25 protein-coding genes are annotated in these 23,683 nt (G+C 70.8%); 20 read left to right on the top strand and 5 right to left on the bottom strand.

The window, feature by feature from the left end; all coding sequences use genetic code 11:
• Nucleotides 1-74: 74 nt before the first annotated feature.
• Both ABIE44_RS02470 and ABIE44_RS02465 read left to right on the top strand, forming a co-directional pair.
• Entirely contained in the window at nucleotides 75-851 is a 777-nt protein-coding gene (locus tag ABIE44_RS02470; protein WP_209722629.1) for a lysophospholipid acyltransferase family protein, read from the top strand.
• Entirely contained in the window at nucleotides 851-1,852 is a 1,002-nt protein-coding gene (locus tag ABIE44_RS02465) for an NAD(P)H-dependent glycerol-3-phosphate dehydrogenase (protein ID WP_209722632.1), read from the top strand. Before ABIE44_RS02470 ends, ABIE44_RS02465 begins: the two co-directional genes overlap by 1 nt.
• Before the next feature lie 28 nt (nucleotides 1,853-1,880).
• Here the strand turns inward: ABIE44_RS02465 and ABIE44_RS02460 are convergent, their stop codons facing one another.
• Nucleotides 1,881-2,780, bottom strand: a complete 900-nt coding sequence (locus tag ABIE44_RS02460) for a GNAT family N-acetyltransferase (RefSeq protein WP_354437783.1) — start codon at nucleotides 2,778-2,780, stop codon at nucleotides 1,881-1,883.
• Nucleotides 2,777-3,832, bottom strand: a complete 1,056-nt coding sequence (locus ABIE44_RS02455; RefSeq protein ID WP_209722635.1) for a trans-sulfuration enzyme family protein — start codon at nucleotides 3,830-3,832, stop codon at nucleotides 2,777-2,779. The genes ABIE44_RS02460 and ABIE44_RS02455 overlap by 4 nt, the downstream gene beginning before the upstream one ends.
• 33 nt (nucleotides 3,833-3,865) lie before the next feature.
• On the opposite strand from ABIE44_RS02455, the gene ABIE44_RS02450 reads away from it, so the two are divergent.
• A complete protein-coding gene (locus ABIE44_RS02450) occupies nucleotides 3,866-4,999 on the top strand; it encodes a D-alanine--D-alanine ligase family protein (protein ID WP_209722638.1) in 1,134 nt (377 codons plus the stop codon).
• A 21-nt stretch (nucleotides 5,000-5,020) separates the two neighbouring features.
• Here the strand turns inward: ABIE44_RS02450 and ABIE44_RS02445 are convergent, their stop codons facing one another.
• Nucleotides 5,021-5,257 (bottom strand): Lrp/AsnC family transcriptional regulator, encoded by a 237-nt coding sequence (locus ABIE44_RS02445; RefSeq protein WP_209722641.1) that lies wholly within the window; start codon nucleotides 5,255-5,257, stop codon nucleotides 5,021-5,023.
• 96 nt (nucleotides 5,258-5,353) lie between these two features.
• Here ABIE44_RS02445 and ABIE44_RS02440 point away from each other — a divergent pair, with 96 nt between their 5' ends.
• Nucleotides 5,354-6,319: a thiamine-phosphate kinase gene (locus ABIE44_RS02440; RefSeq protein ID WP_209722644.1), complete on the top strand. Its 966-nt coding sequence runs from the start codon at nucleotides 5,354-5,356 to the stop codon at nucleotides 6,317-6,319.
• Nucleotides 6,320-6,404: 85 nt separating this feature from the next.
• Here the strand turns inward: ABIE44_RS02440 and rpmB are convergent, their stop codons facing one another.
• The gene (rpmB, locus tag ABIE44_RS02435; protein ID WP_110238881.1) at nucleotides 6,405-6,590 is read right to left on the bottom strand and encodes a 50S ribosomal protein L28; all 186 of its coding nucleotides are present in this window, start codon (nucleotides 6,588-6,590) and stop codon (nucleotides 6,405-6,407) included.
• A 180-nt stretch (nucleotides 6,591-6,770) separates the two neighbouring features.
• Here rpmB and ABIE44_RS02430 point away from each other — a divergent pair, with 180 nt between their 5' ends.
• The 14 genes from ABIE44_RS02430 (at nucleotide 6,771) to ftsY (ending at nucleotide 20,903) form a co-directional block, all read left to right on the top strand.
• Complete coding sequence (locus ABIE44_RS02430) at nucleotides 6,771-8,477, top strand: DAK2 domain-containing protein (RefSeq protein ID WP_209722647.1); 1,707 nt, start codon at nucleotides 6,771-6,773, stop codon at nucleotides 8,475-8,477.
• Entirely contained in the window at nucleotides 8,474-10,657 is a 2,184-nt protein-coding gene (locus tag ABIE44_RS02425; RefSeq protein ID WP_209722651.1) for an ATP-dependent DNA helicase RecG, read from the top strand. The genes ABIE44_RS02430 and ABIE44_RS02425 overlap by 4 nt, the downstream gene beginning before the upstream one ends.
• Nucleotides 10,658-10,664: 7 nt before the next feature.
• Nucleotides 10,665-11,237: a 16S rRNA (guanine(966)-N(2))-methyltransferase RsmD gene (rsmD, locus tag ABIE44_RS02420; protein ID WP_209722654.1), complete on the top strand. Its 573-nt coding sequence runs from the start codon at nucleotides 10,665-10,667 to the stop codon at nucleotides 11,235-11,237.
• A 3-nt stretch (nucleotides 11,238-11,240) separates the two neighbouring features.
• Nucleotides 11,241-11,750 (top strand): pantetheine-phosphate adenylyltransferase, encoded by a 510-nt coding sequence (gene coaD / locus ABIE44_RS02415; RefSeq protein ID WP_209722657.1) that lies wholly within the window; start codon nucleotides 11,241-11,243, stop codon nucleotides 11,748-11,750.
• A 256-nt stretch (nucleotides 11,751-12,006) separates the two neighbouring features.
• Complete coding sequence (locus tag ABIE44_RS02410) at nucleotides 12,007-12,402, top strand: hypothetical protein (RefSeq protein ID WP_354437781.1); 396 nt, start codon at nucleotides 12,007-12,009, stop codon at nucleotides 12,400-12,402.
• Nucleotides 12,403-12,515: 113 nt separating this feature from the next.
• On the top strand, nucleotides 12,516-13,067 hold the full coding sequence (locus ABIE44_RS02405; protein ID WP_354437780.1) for a YceD family protein: 552 nt from the start codon (nucleotides 12,516-12,518) through the stop codon (nucleotides 13,065-13,067).
• Nucleotides 13,068-13,125: 58 nt separating this feature from the next.
• Nucleotides 13,126-13,311 carry a 50S ribosomal protein L32 gene (rpmF, locus tag ABIE44_RS02400; protein ID WP_209722665.1) on the top strand — a complete coding sequence of 62 codons (186 nt, stop codon included), beginning with the start codon at nucleotides 13,126-13,128 and terminating at the stop codon, nucleotides 13,309-13,311.
• A gap of 14 nt (nucleotides 13,312-13,325) precedes the next feature.
• Entirely contained in the window at nucleotides 13,326-14,078 is a 753-nt protein-coding gene (rnc, locus tag ABIE44_RS02395) for a ribonuclease III (protein ID WP_502912692.1), read from the top strand.
• A gap of 9 nt (nucleotides 14,079-14,087) precedes the next feature.
• Nucleotides 14,088-14,960 carry a bifunctional DNA-formamidopyrimidine glycosylase/DNA-(apurinic or apyrimidinic site) lyase gene (gene mutM / locus ABIE44_RS02390; protein ID WP_209722671.1) on the top strand — a complete coding sequence of 291 codons (873 nt, stop codon included), beginning with the start codon at nucleotides 14,088-14,090 and terminating at the stop codon, nucleotides 14,958-14,960.
• 86 nt (nucleotides 14,961-15,046) lie between these two features.
• On the top strand, nucleotides 15,047-15,235 hold the full coding sequence (locus ABIE44_RS02385; protein WP_209722673.1) for a hypothetical protein: 189 nt from the start codon (nucleotides 15,047-15,049) through the stop codon (nucleotides 15,233-15,235).
• A gap of 240 nt (nucleotides 15,236-15,475) precedes the next feature.
• Nucleotides 15,476-19,021: a chromosome segregation protein SMC gene (smc, locus tag ABIE44_RS02380; RefSeq protein WP_209722676.1), complete on the top strand. Its 3,546-nt coding sequence runs from the start codon at nucleotides 15,476-15,478 to the stop codon at nucleotides 19,019-19,021.
• Nucleotides 19,018-19,494 (top strand): acyl-CoA thioesterase, encoded by a 477-nt coding sequence (locus tag ABIE44_RS02375; RefSeq protein ID WP_209722679.1) that lies wholly within the window; start codon nucleotides 19,018-19,020, stop codon nucleotides 19,492-19,494. Before smc ends, ABIE44_RS02375 begins: the two co-directional genes overlap by 4 nt.
• Nucleotides 19,495-19,565: 71 nt before the next feature.
• Nucleotides 19,566-19,742 (top strand): hypothetical protein, encoded by a 177-nt coding sequence (locus ABIE44_RS02370; protein ID WP_209722682.1) that lies wholly within the window; start codon nucleotides 19,566-19,568, stop codon nucleotides 19,740-19,742.
• Nucleotides 19,743-19,775: 33 nt separating this feature from the next.
• Complete coding sequence (gene ftsY / locus ABIE44_RS02365; protein ID WP_209722685.1) at nucleotides 19,776-20,903, top strand: signal recognition particle-docking protein FtsY; 1,128 nt, start codon at nucleotides 19,776-19,778, stop codon at nucleotides 20,901-20,903.
• A 40-nt stretch (nucleotides 20,904-20,943) separates the two neighbouring features.
• Here ftsY and ABIE44_RS02360 read toward each other — a convergent pair whose 3' ends face one another.
• Entirely contained in the window at nucleotides 20,944-21,561 is a 618-nt protein-coding gene (locus ABIE44_RS02360; protein ID WP_209722688.1) for a TetR/AcrR family transcriptional regulator, read from the bottom strand.
• Between the two features lie 383 nt (nucleotides 21,562-21,944).
• On the opposite strand from ABIE44_RS02360, the gene ABIE44_RS02355 reads away from it, so the two are divergent.
• Both ABIE44_RS02355 and ABIE44_RS02350 read left to right on the top strand, forming a co-directional pair.
• Nucleotides 21,945-23,219 carry an ammonium transporter gene (locus tag ABIE44_RS02355; protein WP_209722690.1) on the top strand — a complete coding sequence of 425 codons (1,275 nt, stop codon included), beginning with the start codon at nucleotides 21,945-21,947 and terminating at the stop codon, nucleotides 23,217-23,219.
• Entirely contained in the window at nucleotides 23,219-23,557 is a 339-nt protein-coding gene (locus ABIE44_RS02350) for a P-II family nitrogen regulator (protein ID WP_123234362.1), read from the top strand. The genes ABIE44_RS02355 and ABIE44_RS02350 overlap by 1 nt, the downstream gene beginning before the upstream one ends.
• Nucleotides 23,558-23,683: the final 126 nt, after the last annotated feature.

The raw sequence follows: 23,683 nt of genomic DNA, 5'->3' as shown, positions 1-23,683 counted from the left end.
CCCAGCCGCGTCGGTAGTGTGCTCCTGCACGGGTGCCTCGGGGTGCTCGGAGGTTGTCGTCTGGAGGTGTCGGTGTGGTCAAGGTGCGCAAGCTCCGCGAGCGACGCGGATGGGCGTGGGGCACGGTCGTCGCGATAGTGAAGCCCACCTTGCTGGCCACCACGAAGCACGAGTGGATCGACGGCGAGAAGATCCCGGCCACCGGCGGCTGCGTCGTCGCGATGAACCACATCTCGCACATCGACCCGCTGACGCTGGGCTGGCTGCTCTACGAGCACGGTCGCCTGGTCCGCTACCTGGCCAAGGACGCGCTGTTCGAGGTCCCGGTCTTCAAGTACATCATCCGGGACGCTCGGATGATCCCCGTGTCCCGATCGAGCACCGACGCCGCGAAGGCGTTCGACGCCGCCGTCGAGGCGATCAACGCGGGCGGGTGCGTGGGTGTCTACCCCGAAGGCACCATCACCAAGGACCCGACCGGCTGGCCGATGCGCGGCAAGACGGGTGCTGCCCGGATGGCCCTGGAGACGGGGTGCCCGGTGATCCCGATCGGTCAGTGGGGAGCGCACGAGATCCTTCCGCCGTACACGTTCCGACCGCACCTGCTGCCACGGCGGACCGCGCGCTACAAGGTGGGCGACCCCGTCGACCTGTCGGACCTCCGCGGCCGGCCGCTGACGAACGAGGTCCTGCACGAGGCCACCGACCGGATCATGGCGGCGATCGCGGGGTTGGTCGGGGATCTGCGCGGCGAGGCCGCTCCTGCCGTACGGTTCGACCCGAAGAAGGCCGGGGTCAACGAGACCGGCAACCCGAACGCCGAGGACCACAAGAGGGGACGGAACAGCTGATGGCACGCGTGGCTGTGTTCAGTGCAGGCTCCTGGGGGACGGCGTTCGGGATCGTGCTCGCGGACGCGGGCAACGACGTCACGCTGTGGGCGCGACGCGAGGACGTCTGCGCCAACATCAACGACAAGCACGAGAACACCGACTACTTCCCGGGTATCGAGCTTCCGTCCTCGATCACCGCGACCACCGACCCGGCGGTTGCTCTCGAAGGCGCCGAGTACGTCGTGCTGTCGGTCCCGTCGCAGTCGCTGCGCCAGAACCTCGCCGAGTGGGCACCGCTGGTGCCGCAGGACGCCGTCTTCATCTCGCTGATGAAGGGCGTCGAGCTCGGCACCACGAAGCGAATGAGCGAGGTCATCGCCGAGGTCACCGGCGCAGGCCCCGAGCGGATCAGCGTGATCAGCGGCCCCAACCTGGCCAAGGAGATCGCGCTGCGCGAGCCCGCCGCCAGCGTGGTGGCCTGCGCGGACGACGCGGTCGCGCGTCGGCTCCAGGAGCTCTGCCACTCGCGGGCGTTCCGGCCCTACCGCAGCACCGACGTGCTCGGCTGCGAGCTGGGCGGCGCCTACAAGAACGTCGTCGCGCTGTGCGTCGGCATGGCCGTGGGCCTGGGGTTCGGCGACAACACCACCGCCTCGGTGATCACCCGCGGTCTCGCCGAGACGGCGCGGGTCGCGATGGCCCAGGGCGCCGACCCGCTGACGCTGATGGGTCTCGCCGGTCTCGGTGACCTGGTCGCGACCTGCTCCTCGCCGCTCTCGCGCAACCGCACCTTCGGCGAGAAGCTCGGTCAGGGGATGAGCGCCGAGGAGATCTACGCGACGACCAGCCAGGTCGCAGAGGGCGCGAAGTCCTGCTCCTCGATCCTCGAGCTCGCCCGCAGCATCGGTGTCGACGCGCCGATCGCCGAGCAGGTCGACGCGGTCGTGCGCGGCGAGATCGGTGCGCGCGACATGATGGACGCGTTCATAGCCCGACAGACCAAGGCCGAACGCGACTGACCTCTCACGACGTCAGCGGGGCTGAGCCTCAGACGGCGATGCCGTAGTTGATCCACGTCGAGCTGATCTCCATCCCGAGGCCCAGGTAGAGGTCGAGCGCCCCTGTCCGGGAGTCGGTGCTCAGCTCGGAGCGGCCGTTGCCGACCTCGCGGGCAGCGGCGAACGCGGCGGCCAGGAGCGCCTTCGCCAGCCCCTTGCCGCGCTGGTCCGCCCGGACGGCGACCTTGCTGACGAACCCGGTCCCGTCGGGGTCGAGCACGACGTGCACGCCGCCGACGACCTCGCGGTCCGGTCCGGTGACCAGCTGGAGGTTCCACGGCTCGAAGCCGGGACGCTCGACGACCTGGGCGCGCCAGTCGTCGTACGGCTGCTTGTCACGCACCGACCACTCCAGGAACGCGTCCTCGATCACGTGGTAAGTCGCCTCGACGTCCTCCGCCTCGGCGATGCGCAGCCCGTAGCCCGCGGGGAGTGGGAGCTGCGGGATGTCGCGACCGGCGGGGAGCTCCAGCACCCAGGAGGTCCACCGCTGGTGGTAGCCGAGGTCCCGGAGCAAGGTCTCGCCGGGGGAGCCCTCCGGCACCGGCATGCCGATCTCGCTCTGCCCCTGGGCGCGCGCGGTGTCCTGCATCCAGTGCGCCAGGAAGGTGCCGATGCCGCGGCCGGTCTCCTCCGGGTGCACGCACGCGTCACCGCGGGCGGGTCCGCTGACCTCGGCGTACCCGAGCAACCGATCGCCCTCGAAGACGCCGATCGTGCCGGCGTCCAGGTCGAAGCTCGGGCGGTTCCAGTCGCCGATGATGTCGGCCTCGGTGATGACGACCGAGCCGATCGTCGCCATCTCGAAGGCGGCCATCACCTCGACGACCGCAGGGGCGTCGGCCAGGACCAGCGGGCGCGAGGAGACGCCGTCGGGGAGTCCGGTCACGACGGCAGCCCGGCGACAAGGTCGTCCCAGAGGTCGTCGACGTCCTCGATGCCGACCGAGAGCCGGACCAGCCCCTCGGGGATCGTGCTCGGCTCTGCGGCCCAGCGGCGACGCCGCTCGAACATCGACTCGACGCCCCCCAGCGAGGTCGCGTGCACCCAGAGCTTCGTGCTGTGGGTCAGCACGTCGGCCACGGCGGCGTTCTCCAGCACGATCGCCAGCATGCCGCCGAACCCGGGGTAGCGGACGTCGACCACGGCCGGGTGCTCGCGCAGCCGCCGGGCCAGCTCGGTCGCGTTCGCCTGCGCCCGCTCGACGCGCAGCGGGAGGGTGCGCAGGCCGCGCAGCGCCAGCCAGGCCTCGAAGGGCCCCGGGATGGCCCCCAGCAGGTCGCGGCGGCGCTTCAGCACGTCGTACAGCTCGGCGTCACGGGTGACGATGGCTCCCATCAGCACGTCGGAGTGGCCGGCGATGTACTTGGTCGCCGAGTGCACGACCAGGTCGGCGCCGAGGTCCAGCGGTTGCTGCAGCAGCGGAGTCGCGAAGGTGTTGTCGACCACGACGTAGGCACCTGCCGCGTGCGCTGCCTCGGCGATCGCAGCGAGGTCGGCCAGCTCCATCGCCGGGTTGCTCGGCGACTCCAGCCACACCAGGGCGGCGTCCTCGCAGGCGGCGGTCACGGCCGCGGTGTCGGTGAGGTCGACGAGCACGGTCCTGATCCGTCCGCGCGACTCGAGGTCGGCCAGCTGCATGGTGGTGCCGTTGTAGGCGTGCCGCGGCGCGACGACGACCTGGTCGGCGCCGACCAGGTCGAGCACGACGGAGACGGCGGCGAGACCGCTGGCGAAGGACAGGCAGAGCGCTCCCTGATCCCCGCCCTCGAGGTCGGCGAGCGCCTCCTCGAAGGCGGTCCACGTGGGGTTCGCGTAGCGGCCGTACTCCCGGTCACCCCCGGCGACGTAGGTCGCGGCCATGGTGATCGGGACGTTGAGCGGCTCGTCGCTCTCGTGCGGCGGGCGGCCGACGTGGACGGCGCGGGTGGCAGGTCGCATGTCCCAACCCTAGTGGCCGGTAGGGTCGTCCCCATGTCCTCGCAGCCCGCCGACAGCACCCCCGAGCGCTCCCGGATCCGGGTCGCGGTGGTCTTCGGCGGCCGCTCCAGCGAGCACGCGATCTCGTGCATCTCTGCGGGCAGCGTGATCAACGCGCTCGACCCCGAGAAGTACGACGTCGTGCCGATCGGCATCACCACCGACGGTCGCTGGGTGCTGGAGTCCAACGAGGGCGGACGCCTCGCTCTCGGTCCTGCCGGCGAGCTCCCTGCGGTGACCGGCGACCGCGAGGTCGCGCTCAGTCCCGAGGCCGACCTCGTCGTGAGCGAGCCCGGTGCCGTCCCGACCCGTCTCGGCGAGGTGGACGTGGTCTTCCCGGTGATGCACGGTCCCTGGGGGCAGGACGGCACGTTGCAGGGGTTGCTCGAGCTCTCCGGGGTCCGGTACGTCGGCGCCGGCGTGCTGTCCTCGGCGGTCGGCACCGACAAGATGTTCATGAAGCTGCTCTTCGCCGCCCAGGGCCTGCCGGTGCTTCCGTGGGTGCTCGTCCGTCCCGGCGCCTGGGAGCGCGACGAGGCGGCGATCTCCGAGGCGGTCGCCTCGCTGGGCTACCCGGTCTTCGTGAAGCCCGCCCGCGCCGGGTCGAGCTTCGGGATCAGCCGCGTCGACCGCCCCGAGGACCTGGGCGAAGCGATCACGGAGGCCCAGCGGTTCGACCCCAAGGTGCTCGTCGAGGCAGCGGCCGAGGGTGCCCGCGAGGTCGAGATCGGTGTGCTCGGCGGACTCGACGGCAAAGAGCCGCGCACCAGTGCGATCGCCGAGATCACCGTCGACGCGGCGCACACGTTCTACGACTTCGAGGCCAAGTACCTGCCCGAGCAGAACACCGCGCTGCAGGTGCCGGCGGACCTCGGGGACGCGGTCGCGGCCAGGGTGCGCCAGTTCGCGCTCGAGGCGTTCGCCGCCCTCGACGTGGAGGGGTTGGCACGCGTGGACTTCTTCGTCTTCGACGACGGACGGGTAGTCCTCAACGAGGTCGAGACCATGCCGGGATTCACCGCGACGTCGATGTTCCCGCGGATGTGGGCGGCCTCCGGCCTGGAGTACCCCGAGCTGCTCGACCACCTGGTCGCCCTCGCGCTGGCCCGGGGGACCGGCCTGCGCTGACCCGAGGGCTGGCCGGGCAGGCTAGAGGTGCACGACCTGGCAGGTCAGCGACCGGATGATCCCGTCGACCTGGCGGACCTTGGTCAGCACGAGCTTGTCGAGCTCGTCGAGGTTGCGGGCCTCGGTGCGGACGATCACGTCGTACGGACCGGTGATGTTCTCGGCCAGGGTCACGCCCTTGATCTCCCCGATGCGGGTCGCCACCTCCGCGGCTCGCTTGACGTCGGTCTGGATCAGTACGTATGCCTGAGCAACCATGTGAGCTCCCTGAGTTCTCGACGCTGAGTGGCCAGTGACGAACCTACCGGACACCTGCCGCGGTGCGAATCGCCGGTGGGATGACAGAATTGCCCCATGACGTCCCCGCCGCCGGGTGCCACCGTGGCCGACCTCGGAGAGTTCGGGCTGATCCAGCAGGTCGTCAGCCGCTTCGAGCAGGGCCCGGCGGTCTTCGTCGGCCCGGGTGACGACGCCGCGCTGCTGCGCACCCCCAAGGGTCACGTCGTGGTCTCCACCGACCTGCTGGTGGAGAACAGGCACTTCCGCAGGGACTGGGCCGGGGCCACCGATGTCGGGCACCGTGCCGCGGCGCAGAACCTCTCCGACATCAACGCCATGGGTGGCACCCCGACCGCCCTGACCCTCGGGCTGACGCTGCCCCCGGACCTCGAGGCGCGGTGGGTGCTCGACCTGGCCGACGGGGTCGCTGCCGAGGCGGCCCTGGTCGGGGCCAGCGTCATCGGCGGCGACATCACCCGGGGTACGGAGATCGTCATCGCCGTCACGGTCCTGGGGGAGTGCACGGTCGCTCCGGTGCTGCGCAGCGGGGCCCGCCCGGGTGACGTCCTCGCGATCGCGGGTCGTCAGGGCTGGGCAGCGGCAGGTCTCGCGGTGCTGGGGCGCGGTTTCCGCTCACCCCGCGCGGTCGTGCTGGCTCACCAGCGCCCGGAACCGCCGTACGCCGCCGGCCCACTGGCAGCGGCCGGGGGAGCGACCTCGATGATCGACGTGTCCGACGGGCTGGTGGCCGACGTGGGCCACCTGGCGCACGGTTCGGGTGTCCGCATCGACGTGTGGTCGGGGGCCTTCGACCTCGACGGGCCGCTGCAGGCCGTCGGCGCGGCGCTGGGGGTGGAGCCGATCAGCTTCGTCCTCGGCGGTGGCGAGGACCACGCGCTGGTGGCGACCTTTCCGGGCGACGCCGTGCTGCCCGAAGGTTTCCGGGCGATCGGTGCTGTGCTCGCGGCGGGGGAGGACGGCCCGGAGGTCACCGTCGACGGTGAGGAATACGAGGGTCCCTCGGGTTGGACGCACTTCTGAGGCACCAGGCACCTCAGGCCGAACTGGTTCAAAACGACAGCAACGGCGCCGTGCCGGAGCACCGCGCCGCTGCCGAGGAACGTACTTAGCGGGAGACCTTGCCGGCCTTGAGGCAGCCGGTGCAGACGTTCACGCGCTTCGGCGTGCCGTTCACGGTCGCGCGCACGCGCTGGATGTTCGGGTTGAAGCGACGCTTCGTGATCTTGCGCGACCAGGGTCGGTTGTTGCCGAAGCCGGGCTTCTTGGCGCAGATGTCGCAGACGGCAGCCACCGTGCACTCCTTGATTCTCGTTCAAACAAAGTCAGGGTCCCGTCCCGGACGTCGATCCGTTCTGGGCAACCGAAGAAGGATAAACGACACCACCCCCTGCGCGCGAATCGAGCACCGGATCGGTAGCGTGATCCACAACATCTGTGCACCCTGACCGGGCGCGAGGACCGAGGGCGGGGAATGACGGCTGGCACGCGTGGCGAGCAGATCGCCACCTTCGATCTGGGAACCGTACGCCGGTTCGCGGATCTGGCCGTCGAGGGGCTCTCCGCCGCCCGCGAGGAGATCGACGCGCTCAACGTCTACCCGGTCCCCGACGGGGACACCGGGACGAACATGTTCCTGACCATGGAGTCGGCCCGGGGAGCCCTGCGCGAGCACCTGGAGGCGGCCGAGGCCGCCGAGCCGGGCGTCGAGCCCGACCTCCGTGCCGCGCTGCAGGCCTACGGACGTGCCGTCCTCCTCGGCGCCCGCGGGAATTCAGGGGTCATCCTGAGCCAGCTGCTCACGGCGCTGCTGCGCCGGATGGGGAAGGGCGGCCCCGAGGACCGCTCCGCCGTGCTCATGGCCGAGGGCTTCGCGCTGGCCAGCGAGGCGGCGTACGCGGCGGTCGGGAACCCGGTCGAGGGCACCATGCTCAGCGTCGCGAAGGCAGCGGCCACCGCCGCTGCGGTCCGGGCCGAGGACCCGCAGGCCCACCTGGGCGACGTCCTGCACGCGGCCGCCGAGGCGGCCCGGGAAGCCCTGGCCCGCACCCCCGACCAGATGCAGCTGCTCCGCGATGCCGGCGTGGTCGACGCCGGTGGCCGTGGGCTCTGCGTGATCCTGGACGCCGCCGAGACAGCGGTGACCGGCCAGCGCCCGGTCGGCGCTCCGCAGAGCACCGGCAGCGCTCGCAGGATCCCGCAGCCGATCGCTCCCGCGCTGCCGACCGGCGACCTCACCGAGGGCGGGCCGGCGTACGAGGTGATGTACCTGCTCGACGTCGAGTGCTCCGAGGACGCGGACGAGAGCGAGGTCATCAAGGACCTGCGCACCCGGCTCGGCGCCCTCGGCGACTCCGTCGTGGTCGTCGGCGGCGAGGGTCTGTGGAACGTGCACGTGCACACCGACGACGTCGGGGCCGCCGTCGAGGCGGGCATCGACACCGGTCGTCCACGACGCATCCGGGTCACGCACTTCGCCGAGCAGATCACCCGTGCGCAGGAGCGGCGCGCGACCCGTCGAGGTCGTGCGGTGGTCGCGGTCGCCGCAGGCGAGGGGATCGGCGCGATCTTCGCCGAGGCCGGGGCGAAGGTGCTCATCGGCGGACCCGGACGTCGTCCGAGCACCGGCGAGATCCTCGAGGCCGTGCTCGGCAGCGGCGCCGACGAGGTCGTCGTGCTGCCCAACGACCCGGATTCCCTGGGCGTCGCGCAGGCCGCTGCCGCTGCCGCCGAGGAGGGCGGCGAGATCCGGGTGGTGGTGGTCCCGACCCGGGCGCAGGTGCAGGGCATCGCCGCGATGGCGGTGCACGAGCCCGGCCGCGGCTTCGACTCCGACGTCGTCCAGATGACCTCCGCGGCGCGCAGCACCCGGCACGGTGCCGTCACCGTGGCGGCCAAGCAGGCGATGACCACCGCCGGCCCCTGCGAGGTCGGCGACGTGCTCGGCGTGCTGCAGGGGGACTTCGCGATCGTCGGGCAGGACCGGTTCGACGTCGCCGTTCAGCTGCTCGAGCGCATGCTCGGCGGGGGCGGCGAGCTGGTGACCCTGGTCTCCGGTCAGGACTGCGGCGATCTGACCGAGCGGCTCGAGCAGTGGATCGCCGGTGCCCACGCCGGCGTCGACGTGCTCGTCTACGACGGCGGTCAGGAGCGGTACCCGTTGCTGCTGGCGGTCGAGTGAAGGTCAGCTGGGAGTCGGCCCTCACGACGATCGGGGGCAAGAAGGCCGCCGACGTCGTCAAGGAGACCGGCTACGAGACGGTCGGCGACCTGCTCGGCCACTACCCGCGCAGCTACGTCGAGAAGGGTCGCCTTAGCGACCTCGGCCAGCTGCAGGAGGGCGACATGCTCTCGCTGGTCGGCGAGATCGTGTCCTCGGCGCAGAAGACCTACCAGGACCGGCGGACCCGGAAGACGGCGTACCGGCAGGAGGTGCTGGTCAAGGCCGAGGACGGCACCCTGCGGATGACGTTCTTCGACCGCGCGCACCACACCGCTCGGTGGCGGGCCGAGCAGCTGGCGGCCGGGAAGATCGGGATGTTCTCCGGCAAGCTCAAGTGGTTCAACGGGCACTGGGAGCTGAACAACCCGAACTCGCGGATGTACGGCGACGACGCCGACGACGCGGCGGACGCCTTCGCGAAGATGCCCGAGCTGATCCCGATCTACCCGGTGACCGGCAAGGTCGACAGCTGGCAGCTCGAGGAGCTCATCGGCCTGGCGCTCGAGCTGGTCGACGACATCCCGGACACCCTGCCCGCAGCGGTCCGGGCCGAGCGGGAGCTGCTCTCGGCCGACCAGGCGCTGCGCTGGATCCACCGACCCGACAACCACGGAGAGCTCGGAGCCGCCCGCAAGCGGCTCAAGTACGACGAGGCGTTCACCACCCAGATGGTGCTCGCGAGGCGTCGTGCGAACCACCGCGCCGAACCGGCCGTGCCGCGTCCGCTGCGCACCGACGGGATCCTGGACGCGTTCGACACGCGGCTGCCGTTCACCCTGACGGCCGGCCAGGAGCGGGTCGGGGACGAGGTCGCCGACGAGCTCGCCTCGGACCACCCGATGCACCGACTGCTCCAGGGCGAGGTCGGCTCCGGCAAGACGCTGGTCGCGCTCCGGGCGATGCTGCAGGTCGTCGATGCCGGAGGACAGGCAGCCCTGCTCGCGCCCACCGAGGTCCTGGCCCAGCAGCACTTCCGCTCGATGGCCTCGATGCTCGGCGACCTCGCCGAGGGCGGCACGCTCGGCAGTCTTCTGGGCGGTGCCGAGCAGGCGACCCGGCTGGCACTGCTCACCGGGTCGATGAGCACGGCCGCGCGCCGCCAGGCGATGCTCGACGCGGCCAGCGGGGAGGCCGGCATCGTGATCGGGACGCACGCGCTGCTCGAGGAGAAGGTCCAGTTCTTCGACCTCGGCCTCGTCGTCGTCGACGAGCAGCACCGCTTCGGCGTCGAGCAGCGTGCGGCCCTGACCGGTAAGGCGGGGACCCCGCCGCACGTCCTGGTGATGACCGCGACGCCGATCCCGCGGACCGTGGCGATGACGGTCTTCGGTGACCTCGACACCTCCACGCTCTCCGAGCTGCCGGCCGGTCGTGGCGAGGTGCAGACCAGCGTGGTTCCGGTGCAGGTGCAACCGGCCTGGCTCGACCGCGCCTGGAGCCGGATCCGCGAGGAGGTGGCCCAGGGACGGCAGGCCTACGTGGTCTGTGCCCGGATCGGTGACGAGCCGCCGCCCGAGGACGGTCCGGACCTGTTCGCCGTGGAGGACCTCGCCCCCGACCTGGCGAGCGGACCGCTCGCGGGCCTGCGGGTGGAGATGCTGCACGGCCGGATGACCCCGGAGGACAAGGACCGTGTCATGCAGTCCTTCGCCTCGGGCCTGGTCGACGTCCTGGTCTCCACGACGGTGATCGAGGTCGGCGTCGACGTCCCGAACTCCACGGTCATGGTGATCCTCGACGCCGAGCGCTTCGGCGTCTCACAGCTGCACCAGCTCCGCGGCCGGATCGGCCGCGGAGGCCACTCCGGTCTCTGCCTCCTCGTCACCAGCGCGGCGCCGGACTCGCCGAGCATGGAACGCCTCACCGCGGTCGCCGGCACCCGCGACGGTTTCGAGCTCTCCCGGATCGATCTGGAGCAGCGGCGCGAGGGCAACGTCCTCGGTGTCGAGCAGAGCGGCCGACGCTCAGCGCTGCGGCTGCTGTCGGTCCTCACCGACGAGGACGTGATCGTGGCGGCGCGCGAGGCCGCGACGGCGTACCTGGCCTCCGACCCCGACCTGGACGGTACGCCGGCGCTGAAGCGCGCCGTGGAGATCCTGGAGTTCTCCGAGCGCGCCGAGTTCCTGGACAAGGGGTGAGGTCCGGATGACACGCATCATCGCGGGCACGGCGAAGGGTCGCCGGGTCCGGACGCCTGCGGGGGACGTCACCCGCCCGACCTCGGACCGGGTCCGGGAGGCGCTGTTCTCCGCGCTGGAGGCCCAGTTCGGTTCGCTGCACGGACTGCGCGTCCTCGACCTGTACGCCGGCTCCGGCGCCGTCGGGCTGGAGGCGGCTTCCCGCGGGGCGACCGCCGTGCTGGCGGTGGAGTCGGACCGGCGCACCGCGGCCCTGATCGCCGAGAACGCCCGCACCCTCGGGCTCGCCGTCGAGGTCAGCGCGCATCCCGTCGAGCGGGTGCTGACCGCTCCGGCCCGAGAACCGTTCGACGTCGTGTTCCTCGACCCGCCGTACCCGCTGCCCGCGGAGGCCGTGACCGAGGCGCTCGGTCTGCTGGCGACCGGAGGCTGGCTCTCGGAGGGCGCCGCTGTCGTGGTGGAGCGGTCCCGGCGTAGCGTTGAGCCTGCGTGGCCGGACGGACTCGGGACCGCGAGGCAGAAGAAGTACGGCGAGACGGTGCTTTGGTACCTTCGCCGCCCCGAAGCAACGGAGGAGTAGCACGTGCGGAAAGCGGTCTGCCCGGGGTCGTTCGACCCGGTCACCAACGGCCACCTCGACATCATCGCGCGCACCTCGGACCTCTTCGACGAGGTCGTCGTCGCGATCGGGGTGAACAAGTCGAAGGCCAGTGCCCGGCTGTTCACCGCCGAGGAGCGGATGGAGATGATCCGCGAGGCGATCGCACCGTACGGCAACGTCACCGTGGCCGGTTTCGAGGGTCTGCTGACCACCTTCTGCGAGCAGAACGGCATCAAGGCGATCGTCAAAGGACTGCGCGCGGTCAGCGACTTCGACTACGAGCTGCAGATGGCCCAGATGAACTCCTCGCTGGCGCCGACCGTGGAGACCGTGTTCGTGCCGACCAGCCCCGAGTACTCGTTCCTGGCGTCCTCGCTCGTCAAGGAGGTGGCGACCTTCGGTGGTGACGTCTCCGCGCTGGTGCCGCCGTTCGTGCTGGAGCGCCTGACCGCGCGGCTCGCCGCGAGGCGTGCCGCCGCCGAGGGGGCCTGACCGGTGAAGGAGGACATCACCCGACGCCTGGACGCGCTCCGCAGCGCGGTCGACGCCGCACGCTCGGTGCCGATGTCGGCGTCGGTGATGATCAACCGCCACGAGCTGCACGAGCTGCTCGGTGAGCTGGAGATGACGATCGACCAGTCGCTCTCGCACGCGACCCGAGGTCCTCGGGGAGCGGGACGCGTTCGTCGACACCGGCCGGATCGAGGCCATCGAGCTGCTCCGGGAGGCCGAGCGCCGCAGCCAGGACATGGTCTCCGACACCGACGTGTTCAAGCTCGCCCAGCTGCGCGCCGAGGAGGTCGTCGCGGACGCGGAGCGGGACGCTGCCCGTCTGCGTTCCGAGGCCGAGGAGTACGTCGAGGCGAAGCTGGCCAACTTCGAGCACACCCTCACCAAGACGGCCGACCGGATGGTGCTGGGTCGCTCGCAGATCGCCAAGCTGGCGCCCGAGGAGCTCGAGGACCTCAAGGTCGAGACCGACCAGTACGTCACCGAGAAGCTCACCGAGTTCGAGAACATGCTCGTCGAGGCCGTGCAGGTGCTCCGCAAGGGTCGCGCCCAGCTGACCGGGGGACACGTGCACGGGCTGGCCGACGACACCGATGTCGGCGCGATCAGCCTGCCCGAGCACCTCGACCGCTGAGCCGAGATGTCCGATTAGCCCCTCGGGACCGAGTCCGGCTAGACTCCCGGAGGTTCTGCAGAGGCTTAAACGGAAGTGACATCTTGCGCAATCTCGACCCGAGAGCGCCGCTCGTGCTCGATACACGCGAGCTCGGCCGCCGCCCGGGGTCCCAGCGCACGGTGACTCTCACCGCGGAGGCTCCTGCAGAGCTGGGTATCGAAATCCTGGGCGTGCCCGAGGGTTCGGAGGTCAGCTTTGACCTGCGGCTCGAGGCGGTCATGGAGGGAGTGCTCGTCAGCGGGACGGCGTCAGCCGAGCTCGAGGGTGAGTGCGCACGGTGCCTGGAACCGATCGAGGACGAGGTCACGATCGACATCCAGGAGCTGTTCCTCTACGACGACTCCCAAGACGGTCACTCGTCGAGCGACGAGGAAGCCGACGAGGAGACCGATGTCCGTCGGACCGAGGGCGATCTGATCGACCTCGAGCCGCTCCTGCGGGACGCGGTGGTGCTCGCACTGCCGTTCCAGCCGTTGTGCCAGGACGACTGTCCGGGACTGTGCGCCGAGTGCGGTGCTCGCCTGGCGGACGACCCGGACCACCGGCACGAGGAGCCGGTCGACATCCGGTGGGCGGCCCTGCAGGACGCAGTGCTTCCCGACGGGGAGTCCGACGAGAAGTAGCACCACCCCAGACGTTGAAACTGGCCGGGGGAACCCGGCCGCTGACAAGGAGTACATCGTGGCTGTTCCGAAGCGGAAGATGTCGCGCAGCAACACGCGCCACCGTCGTTCGGCCTGGAAGACCGTCGCCCCGTCGCTGGTGACGTGCAGCAACCCGGCCTGCGGCTCGAAGCACCTGCCGCACCGCGCGTGCCCCGAGTGCGGTCAGTACGGCGCCAAGGCCGACCGCCGCCAGGTCCTCTGACACCTGACGTCGGCGTGACGCAGACGCACGACGCGGAGGCGTTCAAGGACCTGCGCAGTTCGCTCGGTGACCCCGTACTGAGTCCCGAGCTGCTGGAGCTCGCCCTCACGCACCGCTCGTTCGCGTACGAGAACGGTGGCTTGCCGACCAACGAGCGCCTGGAGTTCCTGGGGGACTCCGTGCTCGGCGTCGTCATCACCGAGACCCTCTACCGCACCCACCCGGACCTCTCCGAGGGCCGGCTGGCCAAGTTGCGCGCAGCCGTGGTCAACGCCCGCGCACTGGCCGACGTGGCCCGCACCATCGGGTTGGGCCCCTACGTGCGCCTCGGCAAGGGTGAGGAGTCGACCGGCGGGCACGACAAGGCCTCGATCCTGGCGGACACCGTCGAGGCGGTCATCGGGGCGACCTTCCTGTCCGGCGGCCACGACGCCGCCGAGAAGCTCGTGCACCTGCTCTTCGACCCGCTCCTGGAAGCGGCTGCTGCGCTCGGCGCCGGCCTCGACTGGAAGACCAGCCTCCAGGAGTTCTGCGCCGAGCACGACCTCGGTGTTCCGATGTACCTGATCGAGGACGACGGTCCCGACCACATGAAGACCTTCACGGCCCAGGTCCGCGTGGCCAACCGGCTGCACGGCCACGGTGTCGGCCGGTCGAAGAAGGAAGCCGAGCAGCAGGCTGCCGAGTCGGCGTACGCGACGCTCGTCTCCGAGCTGCCTGCCGAGTCGTCGGCCGACGTGCCGGCGACCGACGGCGCCGACGCCTGATCGGCCCCCGTGCCCGAGCTGCCCGAGGTCGAGGTCGTCCGCCGTGGCCTCGAGGCGCACGTGCTGGACCGCCGGATCTCCGCGGTCGAGGTGCTGCACCCACGCCCGGTACGCCGGCACCTGCCCGGCCCAGCGGACTTCGCCGCGACCCTGACCGGTCGGACCTTCACCGCGGCTCGGCGGCGGGGCAAGTACCTCTGGTTGCCCCTGGACTCCGGTGACGCGCTCCTCGGCCATCTCGGCATGAGCGGTCAGATGCTGGTCCAGCCCCGAGGCGCCGAGGACGAGCGGCACCTTCGGGTCCGGTTCAGCTTCGAGGGTCGGGACGCGCCGGAGCTGCGGTTCGTCGACCAGCGGATGTTCGGCGGTCTGTCGTTCGCTCCCGGGGGAGCCGAGCTCCCGGTCGAGCTCGAGCACATCGCCCGGGACCCGCTCGACGAGCTGTTCGACGACGCGGCGTTCGTGGCCCGCGCCCGGCGCAGCGCCTCGGGCATCAAGCGGATCCTGCTCAACCAGACGGTGATCTCGGGCGTCGGGAACATCTACGCCGACGAGGCGCTCTGGCTGGCCGGGCTGCACGGCGAACGCCGCGGCGACCGGCTGCGCGTCGTCGACGTCGAGCGCGTGCTCGCCGGCGCGCGCACCGTCATGCTGGCCGCCCTGGGGCAGGGGGGCACCTCCTTCGACGCGCTGTACGTGAACGTGAACGGCGAGAGCGGGTACTTCGACCGGTCGCTGGAGGTCTACGGGCAGGAGGGCCGGCCCTGCTCGCGCTGCGGCACCGCCATCACCCGGGTGCACTTCATGAACCGGTCGTCCTTCTTCTGCCCGCGGTGCCAGCCCGCTCCCCGGGGCCGGGCAGGTTCGGTGCGCCCGCGCTGATCTTGCTCCTGAGCGCTCCTCGTGCGATTCTTGTAGACGGCCCGAACGGGTCCGACCACCGCCTCAGTTCCCCGGAGGAAACTTTCATGGCCAAGGCACTGCACGGCTACCTGGGAGGCACCGACCCCCGCGTGACCGCCCGCCTCGCTCGTGAGAACCAGCTTCTGCGTCAGCGCATCGCTGACCTGGAAGCCGTCACGCTTCGTCTCCAGATGGAGAACGACACGCTCGGCGCCCTGGTGGGCACCAACGACGAGGTTCTCGAACCCGCCTGACCTCCTCGGCCCTCACCGCCGAGGACTCCTCGTGAGCCCGCGTCCCGCAGGCCCTGAGGAGTCACCGACCCCGTCCCCGGGCCGGCGCCACGGTGGCCGTCCGACACGCGGTCGGCCTCTCCCGGAGCGGTCCGCAGCCACGTAGTCTCGACGTGCCGCTTCCCCCGGCAGGAGTTCTGCATAGGATTCCTGTTCGCGCACTCACATGATCGCGCCCCCTGCCGGAACGAGGAGCTGACGTTGTACCTGAAGAGCCTGACCCTGAAGGGGTTCAAGTCCTTCGCCTCCGCGACGACGCTCCAGCTCGAACCGGGCATCACCTGCATCGTCGGCCCGAACGGCTCCGGCAAGTCCAACGTCGTCGACGCCCTCGCCTGGGTGATGGGTGAGGCCAGCGCGAAGAGCCTGCGCGGCGGCAAGATGGACGACGTCATCTTCGCCGGCACGGCGGGACGCCCGCCCCTGGGTCGCGCCGAGGTCGTGCTCACCATCGACAACTCCGACGGTGCCCTGCCGATCGAGTACGCCGAGGTCACCATCAGCCGGACGATGTTCCGCACGGGTGGTTCGGAGTACGCGATCAACGGCACCCCGTGCCGGCTGCTCGACGTCCAGGAGCTGCTCTCGGACTCCGGCATCGGCCGCGAGATGCACGTCATCGTCGGGCAGGGTCAGCTCGACACGATCCTGCGCGCCACCCCGGAGGAGCGGCGCGGGTTCATCGAGGAGGCGGCCGGCGTCCTCAAGCACCGCAAGCGCAAGGAGAAGGCGCTGCGCAAGCTGGAGTCCACGGAGGGGAACCTGACCCGGCTCTCCGACCTGCTCAGCGAGATCCGTCGTCAGCTCAAGCCGCTCGGTCGGCAGGCCGAGGTGGCCCGTCGTGCGCAGACGGTCCAGGCCGACCTGCGCGACGCCCGCGCCCGCCTGATGGCCGACGACCTGGCCGCGGCCCGCGCGTCGCTCGAGCAGGAGCTCGCCGACGAGACGGTGCTGGTCGCCAGGCGCGCCGAGGTCGAGGCGGACATCGCCGCGACCCGCGAGATCGAGGCGGCGCTCGAGGCGGCCCTGCGCGAGGACCTGCCCGCGCTCGCGCGCGCCCAGGAGACCTGGTTCGGGCTCTCCGGCCTCCGTGAGCGCTTGCGCGGTACGGCGAGCCTCGCCGCTGAGCGGGTGCGCAACGCCGCCGTGGAGCCCGAGATCCCCGCCGGTCGGGACCCGGCCGAGCTCGAGGCTGCCGCCGAGCAGGTGCGCGTCGAGGAGGCAGCGATCCTCGCCGAGGTCGAGCAGAACCGCGGAGCCCTGGAGGAGGCCGTCACCGCCCGGACCGCTGCCGAGCAGGCGTTCGGCGAGGAGGAGCGTCGGATCGCCGGCCTCCAGCGCGCTGCCGCCGACCGTCGCGAGGGCATGGCGCGCCTGCACGGCCAGGTCAACGGCTTGCGGAGCCGTGCCGCCGCGGCCGAGGAGGAGGTCGCGCGGCTCGAGAACGCCCGCGCCGAGGCCGTCGCCCGCGCCGAGAAGTCCGAGCAGAGCTTCACCTCCCTGGAGACCCGGATCGCCGGCCTCGACGCCGGCGAGGAGGGACTGGACGCCGAGCACGAGGGTGCCAGCAGCCAGCTGGCCGACATCGAGGAACGCCTGACCAAGCTGCGCGAGGAGGCCCAGGCCGCCGAGCGCGAGAAGAGCGCCCTGGGCGCCCGCAAGGAAGCCCTCGAGATCGGTCTCAACCGCAAGGACGGGGCAGGCGCCCTGCTGGCTGCTACCGAGTCGGTCTCCGGCCTGCTGGGTTCGGTCGCCGCGCTGCTGACCGTGCGCCCGGGTTACGAGGCCGCGGTCGCCGCCGCGCTCGGCGGCGCTGCTGACGCGGTCGCCGTGACCGATGTCGACGCGGCGATCACGGCCATCGGACACCTCAAGGACTCCGACCTCGGACGGGCCGGCATCCTGCTCGGGGGTGCCGACGTCGACGACGCGTCCTGGCCCGGCCTCGGTGCCGGAGCCGTCTACGCGCTCGACGTGATCGAGTGTCCCGCGGACCTGCGTCCGGCGCTGTCGCGGCTGCTGTTCAAGGTCGCCGTGGTCGACGACCTCGCCGCGGCCAAGGCCCTGGTCGCCGAGGCCCGCGACGTCACGGCGGTCACCCGCGAGGGCGACGTGCTCGGTGCCCACTTCGCCGCCGGCGGCTCCTCGAGCCAGCCGAGCCTCCTCGAGGTCCAGGCCGCCGTGGACGAGGCGACCGAGTCGCTGAACCGCGCCGGTCACGAGCTGGACCGGCTCACCTTCGCGCTGAGCGCGCTGGAGTCCGAGCGCGAGGAGGCCTCGCACCGTGTGGACGTCGCGCTCGCCAAGCTGCACGAGTCGGACGCCGCGCTCGCCGCGGTGGCCGAGGAGCTCGGTCAGTACGGGTCGCAGGCACGGTCGGCCAAGGCTGAGGCCAGCCGCCTCGAGCAGGCGATCATCGCCGCGCAGGAGTCGCACGCCAAGGACCTCTCCGGCCTCGCCGAGCTCGAAGCACGGCTCGCGGCCGCCGAGGAGGCTCCCGAGGAGGAGCCGGACACCGAGACCCGCGAAGCGCTGGGCGACGCCGCGCGCGCCGCCCGGGCCCACGAGATGGAGTCGCGCCTGGCGCTGCGCACCGCCGAGGAGCGCGCCCGCGCGCTGCACGGCCGGGCCGACAGCCTGGTCGCCCAGGCGCAGGCCGAGCGCGATGCCCGGGCGAAGGCGATCGAGCGTCGCGAGCGGCTGATCCGTGAGGGCGCCGTCGCCGAGGCGGTCACCCGCGGTGTCGCGGTCGTCCTGGCCCGTCTGGAGGAGTCCGTCGAGCTCGCGTCGGTCCAGCGCACCCGCGTCGAGCAGGGTCGCGTCGGACGTGAGCAGGAGCTCGTGGACGCCCGCGAGAAGCTGCGCGGCCTGGCCACCACGTTGGACGAGCTGGTCAACTCGGTGCACCGCGACGAGATGGCGCGCACCGAGCAGCGCATGCGGATCGAGCAGCTCGCGGAGAAGGCGCTGGAGGACCTCGGCCTGGATGCCGACGCCCTGGTCGCCGAGTACGGACCGGACCAGCTGATCCCCTTCACGGGCGAGGTCGAGGAGGGCCAGGAGGTCCCCGAGCCGGCGTCGTACGACCGGGACGAGCAGACCAAGCGACTCCGGTCCGCCGAGCGGGCGCTGGCGCAGCTCGGTCGGATCAACCCGTTGGCGCTCGAGGAGTTCTCGGCGCTCGAGGAGCGGCACAAGTTCCTCACCGAGCAGCTCGAGGACCTCCGGCGTACCCGGCGCGACCTGCTGGACATCGTCAAGGAGGTCGACGAGCGCGTCGAGCAGGTCTTCACCGAGGCGTACGCCGACGTGGTCACGGCGTTCGACGCGACGTTCGCGCGGCTCTTCCCCGGGGGTGAGGGCCAGCTGGTGCTCACCGACCCGAGCGACATGCTCACCACCGGCATCGAGGTCGAGGCCCGCCCGCCGGGCAAGAAGGTCAAGCGGCTCTCGCTGCTGTCGGGAGGCGAGCGCTCGCTGGTGGCGGTGGCCTTCCTGGTCGCCCTCTTCAAGGCCCGGCCGTCGCCGTTCTACATCCTCGACGAGGTCGAGGCCGCGCTGGACGACACCAACCTCGGCCGCCTGCTGGAGATCTACGAGGAGCTGCGCGAGAACAGCCAGCTGCTGGTGATCACCCACCAGAAGCGGACCATGGAGGTCGGTGACGCTCTGTACGGCGTCTCGATGCGGGGTGACGGCGTCTCCGCCGTGATCAGCCAGCGCCTGCGCGAGACCGAGAGCGCATGAGCCCCGCGCAGGACCGCCCGACGCGGGCGGACTACGTCGAGTGGCGCCGTGCGACCACCCGGTGGCGCGACGACGACGCCTACGGCCACCTGAACAACGCCACCTACTACGAGCTCTTCGACACCGCGGTGAACGCCTACCTGTACGAGGCCACCGGGCTCCAGGTCCGGCTCCTCCCGCAGATCGGCGTCGTCGCCGAGACCAGCTGCCGGTACTTCCGCGAGATCGGCTTCCCGGCCCCGATCGACATGGGCCTGGTCGTGGACAAGGTCGGCACCTCCTCGATCATCTACCGGATCGGCCTGTTCCAGGGAGGTGACGGATCACCGGAGGAGGTCGCCGCCGCCGAGGGCCGTTTCGTCCACGTGTACGTCGACAACACCGACCCCGCACGACCCTCGACCCCGATGCCGGACCCGATCCGCGCTGCGGTCTCGAAGCTGTTGGTTTCCTCACAGCCCGCGGGGGAGTGAGTACCGGGCCTTGCCCGGGGGTAGAAGGATGGGGCTGCAAGCCCCTGCTGCTCTCTCGGAAGGACGACCCTGTGCTCTCGATCATCGTGGTGATGCTGGCGATCCTCGTCGCGGCGGCCGTCGTCGTCGTGTACGTCGCGTACCCGCACCGCGACCAGGAGGTCCCGGGAGCACCCTGGCTGGGTGACGCGATGAAGCGCGGTGTCGACGCGATGCCGACGTTGGAGGACGAGTTCACCCGCCGCTGAGCAGGTCTGCGGTGCTCTGGTTGGATTGACCCCATGGGTGCCACCGAATACCTGATCATCGGCGCGGTCGTCGCGCTGCTCGCGATCGCGCTCGTCGTCGGTCTCGTCGTCCGCGGGCGGGAAAGCGCCTCCCCGGCGCCGGCGCCCGCCGAGGTCGCTCCGACCGCTCCGGCTCCTGGCGAGGAGGACTCCCCGGCCGCCACCACCGAGTCCGCCGCGCCGACAGCGGTCCTCGACCGCCCGGAAGCACCCGCCAGCCGGCTCGTCCGGCTACGTCAGCGCCTTGCCGGATCCCAGGGCGGCCTCGGTCGCGGCCTGCTGTCGCTGCTGTCCCGCGACCGTCTCGACGAGGACACCTGGGAGGAGCTCGAGGACACGCTCCTGACCGCGGACATGGGCGTCGGCCCGACGACCGAGGTGGTCGGGCGGCTCCGTACCCGTCTGCGCGTCGAGGGCGGCAGCGCCGAGGACGCTCGCACGGTGCTGCGCGAGGAGCTCCTCGGTCTGGTCGACCCGAGCATGGACCGGTCCCTGAACCTCACCGGGCCCGACGGGGCGCCCTCGGTGATCCTGGTCGTCGGCGTCAACGGCGCCGGCAAGACCACCTCGGTGGGCAAGATCGCCCGGGTACTGGTCGCCGAGGAGCACAGCGTCGTGATGGGTGCGGCCGACACGTTCCGTGCCGCTGCCACCGAGCAGCTGAGCACCTGGGGGGAGCGGGTCGGTGTCGACGTCGTGTCCGGTCCCGAGGGGAGTGATCCCGCCAGTGTGGCGTTCGAGGCGGTCCGCACGGGTGTCGAGCGCGCCGTGGACGTCGTGCTGGTCGACACCGCCGGGCGCCTGCAGAACAAGGCCGGTCTGATGGACGAGCTCGGCAAGGTCAAGCGCGTCATCGAGAAGCAGACCCCGGTCACCGAGGTCCTGCTGGTGCTGGACGCGACCACCGGTCAGAACGGGCTGGTGCAGGCGCGGGTCTTCAGCGAGGTCGTGGACGTCACCGGCATCGTGCTCACCAAGCTGGACGGGTCGGCCAAGGGCGGCATCGTCGTGGCGGTCCAGCGCGAGCTGGGCGTGCCGGTCAAGCTGGTCGGCCTGGGCGAGGGGCCCGACGACCTGGCACCGTTCGACCCGGAGACGTTCGTCGACGCCATCCTGGGCTGAGCGCCGCCCTGCACGCACGCTCAGAGCGCGCTGTCCTGAGTTACGCCCCGCAGCCGCGGAGCACGAAATCGATCATCTCGTCCACCTCGTCGAGCGTCGGCTGCGCCTTGTCGATGGCGGCGTTGAGGACCAGCAGTCCGGAGATCCACGCCACCGCGAAGTCGACGCGCATGTCGGCGCGCAGCTCGCCACGGGCGATGCCGCGCTCGAACATGACGCGAGCGGCGGCCTCCTGGGCGGTGTGGGCCGCGGTGTAGAGGGCGCCGAGGCGGTCGTCGCGCAGGGACTCCGCGATCGTCATCCGCAGGTACGCCTTGCCGCTCTCGGTGGACACGAACTCCAGCGCCGAGCGGTAGGACTGGCGCAGGTCCTCGCGGATGCTGCCGGTGTCGGGGATGGGCAGCTCGGTGGTGTACAGCTGCTCGAGCGCAGCGAACGCCAGGTCTTCCTTGCCCGACCAGCGCCGGTAGACGGTCGCCTTGCCGGCCTTGGCCTTCGCGGCCACCTCGTCGACGGTCATGTTGTCGTAGCCGTGCTGGAGGATGAGCTCAGCAGCGGCCGCCAGGATGCGTTCGTCGGCGCTGGCGTCGCGCGGACGGCCCTTGCGCCGCGGAGCCGGCGGCTCGGTCGCTTCGGGGCTGGATACAGACTCGGGCACGGACAAAAGGTAGGACCCTAGACGGTCCGCGGGAAGCGAAACGCCGACATTGGAATGAGTTCAACAAATCAATTCCCGGGCGTCGCTCCCCGTGATCCGTGGCCCCGCTAGCCCGCCGCAGCGGAGAAGGGCCGCGGCGCCGCCGGTTTTCAGATCCTCTGCTCGGTAACAGGGCTCGTGGACGACGCTTTCGGCGGTCGGGTCAGTTCACACATTCGTAACACCGCCCCCGGATGTGTCACGCAAACGAAACCGCTCCGCACCGCTGCGTGAAACCTCGACCCAGGACTCTTCTCCAGACAACGCGACCCGCCCTGGTCCGACACCGCTGTCTGGCCCGGGGGTGAACGCGCAGCCACAGCAGTCTCACCACTGGAGGTTCCATGGACGGCTATTACGCCTGGATGCTCGTCGCCACAGCATTCGTGCTGATGATGACAGTTCCCGCGCTGGCCCTGTTTTACGGCGGCATGAGCCGCTCCAAGTCTGTGCTCAACATGATGATGATGTCGTTCGTCTCGGTCGGCATCGTCGGAATCGTCTACGTCCTCTGGGGCTGGTCGATGGCGTGGGGCCCCGACGAGGTCCTCGGCGGGGCGTTCACCAACCCGTTCGACCTGTTCGCCCTCAAGGACGTGCCGCACGAGAGCTACATCGGCATGGCGTTCCAGATGACCTTCGCGATCATCACCGCCGCGCTGATCAGCGGTGCGATCGCCGACCGCGTGAAGTTCTCCGCCTGGGTCGTCTTCCTGCCGCTCTGGGTGACGCTGTCCTACTTCCCGCTCTCGCACATGGTCTTCAGCTGCACCGAGGACTCCTGGATCTGCGGGCGCCAGGGAGCGCAGGACTACGCCGGCGGTACGGCGGTCCACATCAACGCCGGTATCGCCGCTCTCGTGCTCGCCGTGATCATCGGCAAGCGGGTCGGCTTCGGCAAGCAGCCCATGAAGCCGCACAACCTGACCCTCACGATGATCGGCGCCGGCCTCCTGTGGCTCGGCTGGTACGGCTTCAACGTCGGTTCCATCGTCTTCACCGGCGCCACCGACGAGGAGAACACCGCGCAGTTCATGTCCGAGACCGGGCTGACCTTCGTGAACACCACCCTGGCCACCTGCGCCGCGATGCTCGCGTGGCTGATCATCGAGCGCATCCTGCACGGCAAGGCCACCTCGCTGGGCGCGGCGTCCGGCATCGTCGCCGGCCTCGTCGCGATCACGCCCGCCTGTGGCGCGGTCGACGTCGGCGGTGCGATCGCGATCGGTGCGGTCGCCGGTGCGGTCTGCGCCTGGGCCGTGGGCCTGAAGTACAAGCTGGGTCTCGACGACTCCCTCGACGTCGTGGGCGTCCACCTGGTCGGCGGCATCGTCGGCACCCTGCTGATCGGCCTGTTCTCCACGCAGTCGGTCGACGGCCTCTTCTACGGCGGCGGCTGGGACTCGCTGTGGTCGCAGACCAAGGGTGTCCTCATCGCCGTCGCCTGGTCGGGCATCGCGACCGCGATCCTCGGCTACGCCATCAAGTACACGATCGGGTGGCGCATCACCGAGGAGGAGGAGGTCGACGGCATCGACTTCGCCGAGCACGGCGAGTCCGCGTACGACCTGGCCACCTCGGGCGGCGGTTCGGTCCTCACCAAGGAAGGGGCACTCTGATGAAGCTCGTCACCGCGGTCATCAAGCCGCACAAGTGGGAAGAGGTCCGGGAGGCCCTGGAGACCTTCGGCGTGACGGGCATGACCGTCAGCGAGGTCAGCGGCTACGGCCGGCAGAAGGGTCACACCGAGGTCTACCGGGGCGCGGAGTACGACATCGCCCTGGTGCCGAAGATCAGGATCGAGATTGTCGTCGACGACGGTGACGTCGAGGACGTCGTCGGGATCGTCGTGAAGGCCGCGCAGACGGGCCGGATCGGTGACGGCAAGGTCTGGGTCTCCTCGATCGACAGCGTGATCCGGGTCCGTACCGGAGACCGCGACGAGGCCGCGATCTGACCGGTCCGAGAACCGCACAGCAGTGAGCGTCCGTTAACACGGCCGTAACATTTCCGGCAGGCGTGCAACTTCGTGGAAACACGGGGCGCGCCTGCCGGAAACCTGTGCGCGTGAGGGTGTGGATCC

The sequence above is a fragment of the Marmoricola sp. OAE513 genome, from assembly GCF_040546585.1.
Lineage (GTDB): Bacteria > Actinomycetota > Actinomycetes > Propionibacteriales > Nocardioidaceae > Marmoricola.
The sequence above is the reverse complement of the archived record's forward strand: the minus strand, read 5'-3'. Positions and strand labels throughout refer to the sequence as shown.